Origin of the sequence: Pseudomonas sp. BAV 4579, assembly GCF_009765395.1 — a bacterium.
In the GTDB taxonomy this organism is placed as follows: domain Bacteria; phylum Pseudomonadota; class Gammaproteobacteria; order Pseudomonadales; family Pseudomonadaceae; genus Chryseomonas; species Chryseomonas aestiva.
Window position 1 is genome coordinate 1 of sequence record NZ_WHOV01000131.1, and the last position, 14,919, is coordinate 14,919.

The 14,919-nt window shown below is 67.2% G+C and carries 8 protein-coding genes; 7 read left to right on the forward strand and 1 reads right to left on the reverse strand.

Annotated elements, in window-relative coordinates; all coding sequences use genetic code 11:
- From GSQ95_RS21410 to GSQ95_RS21440, 7 genes are all read left to right on the forward strand, one after another.
- The coding region (locus GSQ95_RS21410; RefSeq protein ID WP_158973890.1) for an autotransporter assembly complex family protein at nt 1-1,062 on the forward strand (1,062 nt) is incomplete at its 5' end.
- Complete coding sequence (locus GSQ95_RS21415) at nt 1,059-4,751, forward strand: translocation/assembly module TamB domain-containing protein (RefSeq protein ID WP_158895035.1); 3,693 nt, start codon at nt 1,059-1,061, stop codon at nt 4,749-4,751. The genes GSQ95_RS21410 and GSQ95_RS21415, both read left to right, overlap by 4 nt.
- Before the next feature lie 79 nt (nt 4,752-4,830).
- Nucleotides 4,831-5,331 carry a thiol peroxidase gene (tpx, locus tag GSQ95_RS21420; protein ID WP_158895038.1) on the forward strand — a complete coding sequence of 167 codons (501 nt, stop codon included), beginning with the start codon at nt 4,831-4,833 and terminating at the stop codon, nt 5,329-5,331.
- A 158-nt stretch (nt 5,332-5,489) separates the two neighbouring features.
- Entirely contained in the window at nt 5,490-6,725 is a 1,236-nt protein-coding gene (locus GSQ95_RS21425) for an MdtA/MuxA family multidrug efflux RND transporter periplasmic adaptor subunit (protein WP_158895040.1), read from the forward strand.
- A 9-nt stretch (nt 6,726-6,734) separates the two neighbouring features.
- Complete coding sequence (locus tag GSQ95_RS21430) at nt 6,735-9,866, forward strand: multidrug efflux RND transporter permease subunit (protein ID WP_158895042.1); 3,132 nt, start codon at nt 6,735-6,737, stop codon at nt 9,864-9,866.
- A gap of 1 nt (nt 9,867) precedes the next feature.
- A complete protein-coding gene (locus GSQ95_RS21435; RefSeq protein ID WP_158973892.1) occupies nt 9,868-12,978 on the forward strand; it encodes an efflux RND transporter permease subunit in 3,111 nt (1,036 codons plus the stop codon).
- Entirely contained in the window at nt 12,975-14,456 is a 1,482-nt protein-coding gene (locus tag GSQ95_RS21440; RefSeq protein WP_158896908.1) for an efflux transporter outer membrane subunit, read from the forward strand. The genes GSQ95_RS21435 and GSQ95_RS21440 overlap by 4 nt, the downstream gene beginning before the upstream one ends.
- Before the next feature lie 51 nt (nt 14,457-14,507).
- Here GSQ95_RS21440 and GSQ95_RS21445 read toward each other — a convergent pair whose 3' ends face one another.
- The gene (locus tag GSQ95_RS21445; RefSeq protein WP_158896907.1) at nt 14,508-14,819 is read right to left on the reverse strand and encodes an SCP2 sterol-binding domain-containing protein; all 312 of its coding nucleotides are present in this window, start codon (nt 14,817-14,819) and stop codon (nt 14,508-14,510) included.
- Nucleotides 14,820-14,919: the final 100 nt, after the last annotated feature.

The window sequence follows — 14,919 nt, forward strand, 5'->3', positions numbered from 1 at the left end:
ATCGCCGACTTCCAGAGCAATCTGCTGGCCAGCGGCTTCTTCGACGGCGCACGGCTCGACACCTATCCCAAGCCGGAAGGCGCTGCCGAGGTGCCGGTGACGGTCACGCTGCGGACCCGCAAGCCGAGGACCTTCGGCTTTGGTCCCGGCTATTCCACCGATGTCGGCCCCCGGCTGAGATTCACCTGGGAAAACCACTGGCTCAATCCCCAGGGGCACAGCCTGGGTGCGGAAGCGGAGTTGTCGGCGCCACGCCAGAGCATCGCCACCTGGTACGACATTCCCGGGCAGGACCCGATCAATGACAAGTTCCGCTTCGCTGGCGGCTACCAGTACGAGCAGATCGCCAACGACGACTCCCTCAGCCAGTTGCTGACCGTGGGCCCCGAGTGGCATCGCAAGTTTCCCAACGGCTGGGAACGGGTGCTCTCGCTCAAGTGGCGCAACGAAAGCTATCGGCTGGGTAATGACGAAGGCACCTCCAATCTGGTGATGCCCGGGGTGGATTTCTCCCTGCTGCGCAGCGACAACCGCATCGACCCCAATCGCGGCTATCGTCTGCAATTCGGCGTGTCGGCGGCGAAGGAAGGACTGCTCTCGGATGCCAACATGATCCATGCCACGGCGCTGGCCCGTGGGCTGATCACCCTGGGCGACGGGCACCGCTTTCTCGGGCGCCTGCAACTGGGTGGCAACTTCACCAACGGCTACAACAAGGTCCCGCCCTCGCTGCGCTTCTTCGCCGGCGGCGATCAGAGCGTTCGCGGCTACGACTACCAGACCCTGTCGCCGGAAAACGATGAAGGCGACTATGTGGGCGGCCGCTACCTCGTCGCAGGCGGCGTCGAATACCAGTATCCCCTGCGGGACAAATGGCGCCTGGCGACCTTCATCGACCAGGGCAGCGCCTTCAACGACCTCAACTATTACGAACTCAAGACCAGCGTCGGCATAGGCGTACGCTGGGTCTCGCCGGTAGGACCTATCCGTGTCGACCTGGCCCACGGTCTCGACGAACCCGGCGGCATCCGCCTGCACTTTTCCATAGGGCCTGAGCTGTGAAGTCGGTAGGCGGTGTCATCCTCGGTGTACTGGCGGCCCTGCTGGGCGCCCTGATCCTGCTACTGGCCCTGATACTGGGTAATGGCGGTATCGGCCGCCTGGTGCTGGATCACGCTCCTGGTCTGACCCTGACCGATTTCCAGGGTCGCCTCGGTGGCCACTGGCAAGCCCGGCAGCTGGTCTGGGACGGCGGTGCTACCCGGGTGACGGTCGAGGCGCCCGAATTCGCCTGGCGACCCGCCTGCCTGCTCAGACTGCAACTGTGCATCGATACCCTGGTCGCTTCGCGCATCGCCATCGACCAGGCGCCCAGTCCCGCGCCTGCGCCCGAGCAGAACGGGCCCATCCAGTTGCCCAGCCTCGGCTTGCCGCTGGGGGTGCAGCTGGGCGAGGTGCGAATCGGCGAAATCCGCTACAACGGCGCCGAACAAGCTCGCGACCTGGCACTCCAGGCGCGCTGGCAGGCCGATGGCATCGTCATCGAGCGACTGGCCGGCGTGGCCCACGGCATCACCCTGGATACCCATGGCCAGCTGCAACCGAGTGGCGCCTGGCCGCTGCAGTTGCAGGGCACCCTGGGTCTGCCCGCGCCGGAGGCCGCGCCCTGGTCGCTGGCGCTCAAGCTGGACGGTGAATTGCAGAAGACCCTGCAGCTGGAAGCCGACAGCAGCGGCTATCTGCCCGGACGCCTGACCGGCACGCTGCAGCCGCTGGTGGAAAACGTCCCGGCCGACCTGCAGCTGGTGGCCGATGGCTTCAAGGCGGCCGCCAGCCTGCCCGATACCCTGCGGCTGAACGATCTCAAGCTGACCGCACGGGGCGATCTGGCCGCGGGCTACGCCCTGGTCGGCCAGGCCCGGTTGCCGGGCGAGGGCGGTCCGGTGCAGTTGAATCTGGATGGCCGCGTCGATGCTCAGGGCGCGCGGATCGCCGCCCTGCGCTTGCAGGCCGCGCCCGAACAGCGCGTGGCACTGGCCGGACAGGTCGACTGGCATCAGGGACTGGCCGCCGATGCCACCCTGGACTGGCGTGATTTTCCCTGGCGGCGGCTGTATCCCATGGCGGAGCCACCGGTGAGTCTGCAGCGCCTGCAAGGCGAGGTGGCCTACCGGGACGGCGCCTACCTGGGCAATCTCAAGGCCGCCGCCACCGGCCCGGCTGGCGCCTTCACCCTGGCCACCCCCTTCAGTGGCGACACCACCCAGCTCAATCTGCCGTCCCTGGATCTCCAGGCCGGCCAGGGGCGGGCGCAGGGCAAGGTCAATCTGGGCTTCACCGACGGCGTCAGCTGGCAGGTGGCCCTAGACCTGAGCCGCCTCGATCCGGCCTTCTGGGTAGCCCAGCTGCCCGGCAGCCTGGGCGGTCCGCTGCGCAGTTCGGGCGCCTTCAAGGAGGGTCGCCTGCAACTGGATGCCGATCTGGACCTTAAGGGTCGCCTGCGCAACCAGCCGGCCGTGCTGGCGGCCAAGGCCAAGGGCGCAGGCGAACAGTGGCAGGTATCCGAGCTCGACATTCGCCTGGGTGACAACCGGATCCAGGGGCAGGGCGCCCTCGACCAGCGTCTGCAAGGCCAGCTCCAGCTGGACCTGCGCCGCCTGACCCAGCTCTGGCCCGATCTTTCCGGAAGCGCCCTGGGCCGCCTGGATCTGGCCGGGACCCTCAAGGCGCCGGCTGGCCAGCTGCGTCTCGACGGTCGCCAACTGGCCTATGCCGACAGCCGCATCAGCAGCCTCGCGCTGGCCGCCAACCTGGATGATCGCCAACGCGGCACGCTGGACCTTACCGCCCAGGGGCTGCAGGCCGCCGGTCGCGATTTCGGTATCCTGCGCCTGCAGGGGGAGGGTGATCGCCGCCAGCAGCAGGCGGATCTCTCGCTCAAGGGGTCGCAACTGAACCTGGTGCTCGCAGCAGGTGGCACGCTGGCCGACAACGGGGACTGGAAAGGTCAGCTGGCGCGTGGGTCGGTCGCCGCCAGTGGCCAGAACTGGTCGCTGCAGAGTCCGGCCCGCATCGAGCGCCTGGCCAATGGACGCCTGGAGCTGGGCCGGCACTGCTGGCGTTCCGGTGCGGCCAGCCTCTGTGGTGACGATCAGCAACTGCTGCCCGACACCCGCCTCGCCTGGCACCTGCGCGCCTTCCCGCTCGCCAGTCTGCAACCGCTGCTGCCGCCGAAGCTGGCCTGGCAGGGCACCCTCGACGGCGACGTCGACCTGCGCCTGCCCAAGGCCGGACCCGATGGCGAAATACGCCTCCAGGCCGGGCGCGGCAGCCTCAGGCTGCGCGACGCTGCCGGTCAGTGGCAGACCTTCAGCTACGACAGCCTGGACGTCACCAGCGCCCTGAAACCGCAGCAGGTCGACACCCAGGTGCGCCTGGCCAGCGCCGATCTTGGCCGGCTCGACGTCCAGGCCCGGCTGGATCCCCGCGATCCGCGCCAGGCACTGGCCGGTCGCTTCCAGTTGCAGGGCCTGAATCTGGCCCTGGGCAAGGCCTTCGTCGAAGGCATCGAACACCTCGAAGGCAAGATCAATGGCGCCGGCGAGCTGGGAGGTACCCTGCTGCAACCGCGCGTCAATGGTCAGCTCCAGCTCAGCGGTGGCGACATCGGCGGTGGCAGCGTGCCAACGCGCCTGCAGGATCTCGGCCTCACCGCCCGCATCCAGGGCGATAGCGCCGTGCTCGACGGCGGCTGGCGCAGCGGGACCCAGGGGCGTGGCCAGATCCGGGGCAGCGTCGGCTGGGCCAATGGCCTGGACGTCAACGTGGCGGTCACTGGCGACAGGCTGCCGGTCAACGTCGAACCCTATGCCCAGCTGGAAGTGGCCCCCAATCTCAAGATCCTGATGAAAGATGGTCGTCTGGCCCTGGCCGGCGAGGTGCGGGTGCCGCGCGGGCGCATCCGGGTCCAGCAGCTGCCGCCGTCCACGGTCAAGGTGTCGGACGATGCCGTCATCGTCGGCCAGGAAGCGCCCGCCCGGCAGCAGGCCATGCAGATCGCCATGGACGTCGATGTGCTGGTCGGTTCCGACAAGCTCACCTTCGATGCCTTCGGCCTGTCCGCCGAGATCGTTGGCAAGGTGCACATCGGCGACAACCTTGACACCCGCGGCGAGCTGAATCTGCGCAACGGACGCTACAACGCCTACGGTCAGCGCCTGACCATGAGACGCGCCCGGCTGTTCTTCCAGGGCCCCATCGCCCAGCCCTATATCGACGTGGAAGCCGTGCGGGTGGTGCAGGAGCAGAATGTCACCGCGGGCCTGCGGCTCTCGGGCTTTGCCCAGCAGCCCCGCATCGAGGTGTTTTCCGAACCGAGCATGAGCCAGGAGCAGGCGCTGGCCTACCTGGTCCTGGGACGCCCGCTGTCCAGCGGTAGCGAAGGCGACAACAACGTGCTCGGCCAGGCGGCGCTGGCCCTTGGCCTGGCCGGCAGTTCCGGCACCGCGGGCGCCCTGGCGCAGCGGTTGGGCATCCAGAATTTCCAGCTGGATACGGCGGGTTCGGGGGACAAGACCAGCGTGGTGGCCTCGGGCAACCTGACCGACAGGCTGTCGGTGCGCTACGGGGTCGGGGTGTTCGCTTCGGCGAACACCGTGGCCCTGCGCTACCAGCTCACCCGCCGGCTCTATCTGGAGATCGCCAGCGGTCTGGCGAACTCCCTGGATTTCTTCTATCGCCGCGATTTTTGAAGCGGGTACGCGTAACGCTTTGATCGTCTGCGGAAAACGTGTTTACTCCCTGTCCCGTCTCATGAGAAAGGAGCCGTTCATGGCAACCGTCAATTTGCGTGGCAACCCGGTCGAGGTGCAGGGCAACCTGCCGCAGCCTGGTCAGCAGGCCCCGGCGTTCAGCCTGGTCAATGGTGTTCTGCAGGACATCACCCTGGCCAGCCTCGCCGGCAAGCGCAAGGTGCTCAATATCTTCCCCAGCGTCGATACCCCGACCTGCGCGACCTCGGTACGCAAGTTCAACAGCGAAGTCGACAAGCTGGATAACACCCTGGTGCTGTGCATCTCCGCCGACCTGCCGTTCGCCCAGAAGCGTTTCTGCGGCGCCGAAGGCCTGGAAAAGGTGGTGAATCTCTCCACTCTGCGCGGTGCCGAATTCCTCCAGGACTATGGCGTCGCCCTGGCCAGCGGTCCGCTGCAGGGGCTGGCCGCCCGCGCCGTGGTGGTGCTGGACGAGCAGGACAAGGTGCTGCACAGCGAGCTGGTGCCCGAGATCGGCCAGGAGCCGGACTACGCGGCGGCACTCGCCGTTCTCGGCTAATCGCCGGCAGCCCACCGGCCAGAGCGGTGGGCGCTTCGAAACGGGCAGGCGCCTCTCGTGCCTGCCCGTTTTGCTTTAGGTAAAAACGCAGTAAAGGGGCTGGTTAGCCGTCTCGCTACTGCTTATCTTCCGTCTTTCCCAGCGTGTACGTATTCTCGATGTCCGACTCCTCGCCTCGCTCTTCCTCCCGTCGCCGACTGGTCTGGCTGCTCGTCCTCGTGGCGCTGGCGGCCGCGGGTGGCTGGTATTGGTATCACCAGCACGGACAGAAGGGCGAGGTCGCCGCCGGCAAGGGCGCGCGCTCGCCCTTCGGCATGACCGGGCCGACCCCAGTGCGTGTGGTGGCGGTCGAACAGCGCAGCTTTCCCATCGTGCGCAAGTCCATCGGTACGGTGACGGCCCTCAATACCGTCAATGTCCGCACCCGGGTCGCCGGCGAGCTGGTACGCGTCGCCTTTGACGAAGGCCAGAAGGTCAAGGTCGGCGATCTGTTGGCCACCATAGATCCACGACCCTATCAGGTGGCGCTGCAACAGGCCGAAGGCACCCTGCAGCAGAATCAGGCGCAGCTGCGCAATGCCGAGCTGGACCTCAAGCGCTACCAGGGCCTGTTCCGTGAAGACAGCATCGCCAAGCAGACGCTGGATACCCAGGAAGCCCTGGTCAACCAGTACCGCGGCACCCTCAAGAACAGTCAGGCGGCGGTGGCCGATGCCAAGCTGAATCTGGCCTTCACCCAGATCAAGGCGCCCATCGCCGGGCGCGTCGGCCTGCGTCAGCTCGACGGCGGCAACCTGCTGTCCGCCAACGACAGCACCGTGGTGGCCGTGATCACCCAGACCCAGCCGATCTCGGTGGTCTTCACCCTGCCGGAAAGCCAGCTCGGCGAGCTGCTCAAGCGCGCCCGCGCCGGCCAGACCCTGGCGGTCGAAGCCTGGGATCGCGGTGGCTCGCGCAAGGTCGCCGATGGCACCCTGCAGAGCTTCGACAATCAGATCGACACCGCCACCGGCACCCTCAAGTTCCGCGCCCGCTTCGCCAACGGCGACGAGGCGCTGTTCCCCAATCAGTTCGTGACCGTGCGGGTGCGCGAACAGGTGCTGGAACAGGCCTTGGTGGTACCTTCGGCAGCCATCCAGTTCGGCTCCAATGGCACCTTCGCCTACGTGGTGGGACCCGACAACAAGATCCAGGTCCGCAGTCTCAAGCTGGGCCCGGATGACGGCAGTCTGACCGTGGTCACCGAAGGCCTGGCCGCTGGCGACCGGGTGGTGACCGAAGGCACGGATCGGCTGCGCGAGGGCAACGAGGTGGAGGTGGTCACCGGGGCTTCGGCGGCGCCCAGCGAACCGGCCAAGCCGGCGGTACGCAAGCCCGGCAAGACCCAGGGCTGATCGGCCGCGATGGATATCTCGCGCCCCTTCATCCTGCGCCCGGTCGCCACCACCCTGTTGATGGTGGCGCTGCTCATCGCCGGTCTGCTGGCCTATCGTCTGCTGCCGGTGGCGGCCCTGCCGCAGGTGGACTATCCCACCATCCGCGTGCTCACCCTCTATCCCGGTGCCAGCCCCGATGTCATGACCAGCGCCGTCACCGCGCCACTGGAGCGTCAGTTCGGCCAGATGCCGGGCCTGTCGCAGATGGCCTCGACCAGCTCCGGTGGTGCCTCGGTCATCACCCTCAGATTCAACCTGGAACTGGACCTGTCGGTCGCCGAGCAGGAAGTCCAGGCGGCGATCAACGCGGCCAACAACCTGCTGCCCAACGATCTGCCGGCGCCACCGGTGTACAACAAGGTCAATCCGGCCGATACGCCCATCGTCACCCTGGCGATCAGCTCCAGGACGCTGCCGCTGCCCACGCTCTACGACCTGGTCGATACCCGCATGGCGCAGAAGCTCGCCCAGGTGACCGGGGTCGGCATGGTCAGCCTCGCCGGCGGCCAGCGCCCGGCGGTGCGCATCCAGGTCGATCCGGACAAGCTCGCGGCCCACAACCTGACCCTGGCCGATGTGCGCAGCCTGGTCACCAGCGAGAACACCAACCAGCCCAAGGGCAGCTTCGACGGCCCCACCCGGGTCGCCACCCTGGATGCCAACGACCAGTTGCGCGATCCCAAGGCCTATGGCGACCTGATCCTCAACTACGCTGACAACGGCGCCCTGCGTCTGGGTGACGTGGCCACCATCGCCCAGGGCGCGGAAAACGACCGCCTGGCCGCCTGGGCCAATCGCAGCGGTGCCATCCTGGTCAATGTCCAGCGCCAGCCTGGCGCCAATGTCATCCAGACCGTCGACCGCATCCAGGCGCTCTTGCCCAGCCTCAGGGAAAGCCTGCCGGCCGGTCTCGACATTACCGTGCTCAGCGACCGCACCGAGACCATCCGCGCCGCCGTCACCGACGTCCAGCACGAGATGCTGCTGGCGGTAGGACTGGTGGTGATGGTCACCTTCGTCTTCCTGCGCCGGTTCAGCGCCACCCTGATTCCCTCGGTCACGGTGCCGCTGTCGCTGATCGGCACCTTCGGCGCCATGTACCTGGCCGGCTTCTCGCTGAACAACCTGTCGCTGATGGCCCTGACCATCGCCACCGGCTTCGTCGTCGACGATGCCATCGTCATGCTGGAAAACATCTCGCGGCATCTGGAGGAGGGCGCCAGTCCGCTGGAAGCCGCGCTCAAGGGCGCCCGGCAGATCGGCTTCACCCTGGTGTCCCTGACCGTTTCGCTGATCGCGGTGCTCATCCCGCTGCTGTTCATGCAGGACGTGGTCGGCCGGCTGTTCCGTGAATTCGCCATCACCCTGGCGGTGGCCATCCTCATCTCCCTGGTGATTTCCCTTACGCTGACACCGATGATGTGCGCGCGGCTGCTCAAGCGCGAGGAGGCCGGCGAGCACCGGCTGGTCTGGCTGGAGCGGCTGATCGCCGGCTATGGCCGGGCGCTGCGCTGGTCGCTGGCGCACCGGGCGCTGATGCTGCTGCTGGCGGTGGCGACCTTCGTGCTCACCGCGGTGCTCTACCTGCTGGTGCCCAAGGGCTTCTTTCCGGCCCAGGACACCGGCTCCATCCAGGGCATCACCGAGGCGCCCCAGTCGATCTCCTTCCGCGGCCTGAGCGAGCGCCAGCAGGCGCTGGCGGAGGTGGTGCTGCAGGACCCGGCGGTGGCGAGCCTGTCATCCTATATCGGCGTCGATGGCGACAACGTCACCCTCAACAGCGGGCGCATGCAGATCAACCTCAAGCCGCAGAGCGGGCGCGACGTTACCGCCCAGGAGGTGATCGACCGCCTGCGTCCCACGGTCGCCAAGGTGGTGGGCATCACCCTCTACATGCAGCCGGTGCAGGACCTCAGCGTCGAGGATCGCGTCAGCCGGACCCAGTACCAGCTGAGCCTGGACTCGCCCGACGCCAGCCTGCTCGACACCTGGGTGCCGCGCCTGATCGAGGCGTTGCACGAGCGCCCGGAACTCACCGATGTCACCAGCGACCTGCAGAACCAGGGGCTGCAGCTGTACCTGACCATCGACCGCGACGCCGCGGCGCGGCTCGGCGTGCAGGTCTCGGCCATCACCGATGCCCTCTACGACGCCCTCGGTCAGCGGCAGATCTCGACCATCTATACCCAGGCCAACCAGTACCGAGTGGTGCTGGCCAGCGCCGCCGCCGACAGCCTGGGACCGGATGCCCTCAGCCAGATCTGGGTGAAGGCGGGGAGTGGCTCCTCGTCCAGCGGCAGCAGTGGCACCGGTACGGCCACCACCACCGAAACCACCACGGACACCAGTCGCGCCCCGGTGCGGCTGTCCAGCCTGGTGAAGATGGAGCAGCGGCCGACCCGGCTGGTGATCAACCACCTGAGCCAGTTCCCGGCGGTGACCCTGTCGTTCAACCTGGCCAACGGCGTTTCCCTGGGCGCCGCGGTGGCGGCCATCGACGCGGCCAAGCAGGAGATCGGCCTGCCGGTGGGCATCAATACCCACTACCAGGGCGCGGCAGCGGCCTTCCAGGCTTCGCTGTCCAGTACCCTGCTGCTGATCCTGGCGGCGGTGGTGGTGATGTATATCGTCCTGGGGGTGCTCTACGAGAGCTTCATCCATCCGCTGACCATCCTCTCGACACTGCCCTCGGCGGCCATCGGCGCGCTGCTGGCGCTGCTGCTCACCGGCAATGACCTCGGCGTGATCGCGGTGATCGGCATCATCTTGCTGATCGGCATCGTCAAGAAGAACGCCATCATGATGATCGACTTCGCCCTCGATGCCGAACGCCACCAGGGACTGCAGCCGGAGGAGGCCATCTACCAGGCGGCGCTGCTGAGATTCCGGCCGATCCTCATGACCACCCTGGCCGCGCTGTTCGGCGCGGTGCCGCTGATGCTGGCCACCGGCGCCGGCGCCGAGTTGCGCCAGCCGCTGGGCCTGGTGATGGTCGGCGGCCTGCTGGTCAGCCAGGTGCTGACGCTGTTCACCACCCCGGTGATCTACCTGGCCTTCGACAGCCTGGGCGAGCGCCTGGGTCGACGCAGGGCGGTCTAAGGTGAATCTCTCGGCGCCCTTCATCGCCCGGCCGGTCGCGACCCTGCTGCTGAGCCTGGCGTTGCTGCTGCTGGGCGCCATCGCCTTCCGGCTGTTGCCGGTGGCGCCCCTGCCGCAGATGGACTTTCCGACCATCACGGTCTCGGCGACCCTGTCGGGCGCCAGTCCCCAGGTGATGGCCTCCAGCGTCGCCACGCCGCTGGAGCGTTCCCTGGGCACCATCGCCGGCATCAGCTCCATGACCAGCCGCAGCAGCCAGGGCTCGACGCAGATCATCATCCAGTTCGATCTGGACAAGAACGTCAACACCGCTGCCCGCGAGGTGCAGGCGGCCATCAACGCTTCGCGCAACCTGCTGCCGAGCGGCATGCGCCAGATGCCGCGCTATCGCAAGGTCAATCCGTCCCAGGCACCCATCATGGTGTTTTCGCTGACCTCCAAGACCCTGAGCAAGGGCGAGCTCTACGACCTGGCGTCCACGGTGCTGGCCCAGAGCCTGTCCCAGGTCAGCGGCGTGGGCGAAGTGCAGATCGGTGGCAGCTCTCTGCCGGCGGTGCGCATCGAGCTGGAACCGCGCCAGCTGGAGCATTACGGGCTGGCGCTGGACGACGTCCGCACCGCCATCAACAGCGCTAACCAGCGCCGCCCCAAGGGCGCGGTGGCCAATGATCAGCACAACTGGCAGATCCAGGCTAACGACCAGCTGTTCAAGGCCGCCGACTATGCGCCCCTGATCATCCGCTACCAGGATGGGGCGACGTTGCGCCTGCGGGATGTCGCCAAGGTCAGCGATGCCGTGGAGGACCGCTACAACGCCGGCTTCTACAACGACCAGAGCGCTGTGCTGCTGGTGGTCAACCGCCAGGCCAATGCCAACATCATCGAGACCATCGCCGCGCTCAAGGCGCGCCTGCCGGCACTGGAGGCCATCGTCCCGGCCAGTGCCCGCCTGGAGGTGGCCATGGACCGATCGGGGGTGATCAAGGCGACCCTGCATGAAGCCGAGCTGACGCTGATCATCGCCGTCTTCCTGGTGATCGGCGTGGTCTGGCTGTTCCTCGGCCGGCTGCGCAGCGCGGTGATCCCGGCCCTGGCGGTACCCATCTCCCTGGTGGGTACCTTCGCCGTCATGTACCTGCTCGGCTTCTCCCTCAACACCCTGTCGCTGATGGCGCTGATCCTGGCGGCGGGGCTGGTGGTGGACGATGCCATCGTGGTGCTGGAAAACATCGCCCGGCACATCGACAACGGCATGGCGCCGCTCAAGGCGGCCTACCAGGGCACCCGCGAGGTGGGCTTCACCCTGCTGTCGATGAACGTTTCCCTGGTGGCCGTCTTCGTCGCCATCCTCTTCATCGGCGGCATCGTCGAAAAGCTGTTCCGCGAATTCTCCCTGACCCTGGCCGCCGCCATCCTGGTGTCGCTGGTGGTGTCCCTGACGCTGACGCCCATGCTCTGCGCGCGCTGGCTCAGGCCCCACGATCCCGCCACCGAAAGCCGCCTGCAGCGTTTCAGCGAGCGGGCCCATCGCCGGCTGGTGGCGGGTTACGACCGCAGCCTCGGCTGGGCCCTGCGCCACCGCCGGCTGACGCTGCTGAGCCTGATCGCCACCATAGCGCTTAACGTGCTGCTCTATGTGGTGGTGCCCAAGACCTTCATGCCGCAGCAGGACACCGGGCAGCTGATCGGTTTCATCCGTGGCGACAACGCCCTGTCGTTCCAGGTCATGCAGCCGAAGATCGAGATCCTGCGCAAGTCGCTGCTGGCCGATCCGGCAGTGGCCAGCGCCTCCGGCTTCGTCGGCAGCTCGGGCTCCGGCAGCGGGGTGAACAACGCGGTGATGCTGATTCGCCTCAAGCCCATCGCCGAGCGCCAGCTCGATGCCCAGAAGGTCATCGAGCGCATCCGCGCCAATGCGCCCAAGGTGCCGGGCGCCCAGCTGTTCCTCATGGCCGACCAGGACCTGAGATTCGGCGGTCGCCAGCAGAGCACCTCGTCCTATGAGTACAACCTGCTCTCGGGCGACGTCGGGCTGCTGGAAACCTGGCAACCTAAGGTATTGGCCGCACTCAAGGCGCTGCCGGAGCTGACCGCGGTGGACGGCCGCGAAGGCAGCACCCAGCAGATCACCCTGCAGATCGACCGCGAGAAGGCCAAGCGCCTCGGCGTGGACATGGAGACCGTCGCCGCGGTGCTCAACAACTCCTTCGCCCAGCGGCAGATCTCGACCATCTACGAGCCGCTCAACCAGTACAAGGTGGTGATGGAGATCAATCCGCGCTATGCCCAGGACCCGACCGTCCTCGAGCAGGTGCGGGTCATCACCGCCAGCGGCGCCCAGGTCCCGCTGTCGGCCTTCGCCTACTACACCAACAGCCTCGCCGAGGACCGCGTCACCCACGATGGCCAGTTCGCCTCGGAGAGCATCAACTTCGACCTGGCGCCGGACGTCAGCCTGGAACAGGCGACCCGGGCGGTGCAGCGCGCGGTGGCGGCCATCGGCTTGCCGACCGATGTCCAGGGTCGCCTGGGCGGATCCGCCAACATCTTCGCCAGCACGGTGTCGGGGCAACCGCTGATGATTCTCGGCGCCCTGGTACTGGTCTATATCGTCCTCGGCGTGCTCTACGAGAGCTACGTGCACCCGCTGACCATCCTCTCGACGCTGCCGTCGGCCGGGGTAGGGGCCTTGCTCGCCATCCAGCTCACCGGGGGCCAGTTCAGCCTGATTTCCATGCTCGGCCTGTTCCTGCTGATCGGGGTGGTGAAGAAGAACGCCATCATGATGGTGGATCTGGCCCTGCAGCTGGAGCGCCAGCAGGGACTGACGCCCGAGGAGGGCATTCGCCAGGCCTGTCTGTTGCGCCTGAGGCCCATCCTGATGACCACCATGGCCGCCATCCTCGGTGCCGTACCGCTATTGATCGGCAATACCGAAGGCGCGGAGATGCGCCAGCCACTGGGCCTGGTGATCGTCGGTGGCCTGGTCTTGAGCCAGATCCTCACCCTCTACACCACCCCGGTGGTCTATCTCTATTTCGAACGCCTGCGCCGCCGCGTCAATCGCTGGCGCGGCATCCGTACCGACGCTGCCCTGGATACGCCGCTATGACCCCAATCCTGCGCCTGCCGACGCTGACCCTGGCTCTGCTGCTGGCCGGCTGTACCCTGGGCCCGGATTACCAGCGGCCGACCACTGCGGTGCCGGTCGCCTACCGTCATGCCGAGGGCTGGCAGGCCGCCGCGCCCAAGGATCTGGAGGTCCGTGGCGACTGGTGGCGCCGCTACGATGATCCGACCCTGGATCGCCTGATGGTCCAGCTGAACCAGCGCAACCAGAGCCTGGCCCAGGCCGAGGCGACCTATCGGCAATCCCTGGCCCTGGTCAGTCAGGCGCGGGCCGCGTTGTTCCCGACCCTGTCCAGCAGCCTGGGCGCCACCCGCTCCGGGCGCGGGGGTGGTTCGGGCAGCAACACCGTCATCCGTAACTCCAATGGCACCAGCAGCACCTTCAGCAGCGGTGGCACCAGCACCATCAGCAACGCCTACGACGCCAGCCTGGGGGTGAGCTGGGAGCTGGATCTCTGGGGGCGGGTAAGGCGCCAGGTGGAGGCGGATCGGGCCTCTGCCCAGGCCAGCGCCGCGGAGCTGGCAGCCACCCGCCTGAGTCTGCAGACGCAACTGGCGACCAACTACCTGCAAGTGCGGGTGCTGGACGCCCAGCAGCGATTGCTCGACTCAACGGTGGCCACCTACGAGCGTTCCCTGCGCCTGACCCAGAACCAGTACCGCGCCGGCATCGTCACGCCGGCGGATGTTGCCCAGGCGACCACCCAGCTGAAAAGCACCCAGGCCGACGCCATCGACCTCAGGTACCAGCGCGCCCAGCTGGAAAACGCCATCGCGGTGCTGGTCGGCGAAGTCCCGGCCAATTTCCAGCTGGCCGCGGTCAAGTCGATTCCTGAATTGCCGCCGCTGCCGAGCGCCGTGCCCTCGACGCTGCTGGAGCGGCGTCCGGACATCGCCCAGGCCGAGCGCCAGGTCATGGCCGCCAATGCCGCCATCGGCGTCGCCGAAGCGGCCTACTACCCGGACCTGACCCTGAGTGCGAGCGGTGGCTACAGTGCCAGCCAGTGGGGCAATCTGATCAGCACGCCGAATCGCTTCTGGTCAATCGGGCCGTCCTTTGCCCTGTCGCTGTTCGATGGTGGCCTGAGACGCGCCCAGGTGGAATCGGCCGAAGCCAGCTACGACGCCAGCGTCGCCGGTTATCGCCAGACCGTGCTCGATGGCTTCCGCGAGGTGGAGGACTATCTGGTGCAGCTGCGCACCTACGGCGACGAAGCCGGCGTGCGCCAGGAGGCACTGGATGCCGCGCGCCGCGCCCTGCAACTGGCCGAGAACCAGTACCAGGCCGGGCTGATCGGCTATCTCGACGTGGTCACCCTGCAGACCACCGCCCTGAGCAACGAGCGCACCAACCTGACCCTGCTGGGCAGCCGCCTCAGTGCCAGCGTCCAGCTGATCGCCGCGCTAGGCGGTGGTTGGGATGGCAACGTCACCCCACCGGCGCCGCCGCGGCGACCTTGATCCCGGGCACAAAAAAGCCGGGCGATTGCCCGGCTTTTTCATGACTGGCGCTTAGTTGGGGAAGAGTTCGCCCAGCTTCATGCTCAGCATCATGTTGCCTTCGACACGCAGCTTGCCGGACATGAAGGCCTGCATGCCGTCGGTTTCGCCGCTGACGATGCCAGCCAGGGTGTCCTGGTCCATGATCAGGGTGCAATCCGGGTCGGCGGTGTCGCCTTGCTGGACGTCGCAAGTGCCGTCCTTGATGACCACGTAGTAGTTGTCACCGCCCTCGACGTCGAATTGATAGGTGAGATCCAGGCCGGCCGCGGCGGAGGGGTCGAACTTGCTCTTCAGGGTGGCGATGGCTTCGGCTGCGCTCATGGCGAGGGTCCTTGTGGTCTTTTTCGATGAGGCCCACTCCAGTGGGAGGGGCAGGGCACTCGACCGAGGGTAGGGGGCGGCAGGAGGCCTGTCAACGGAT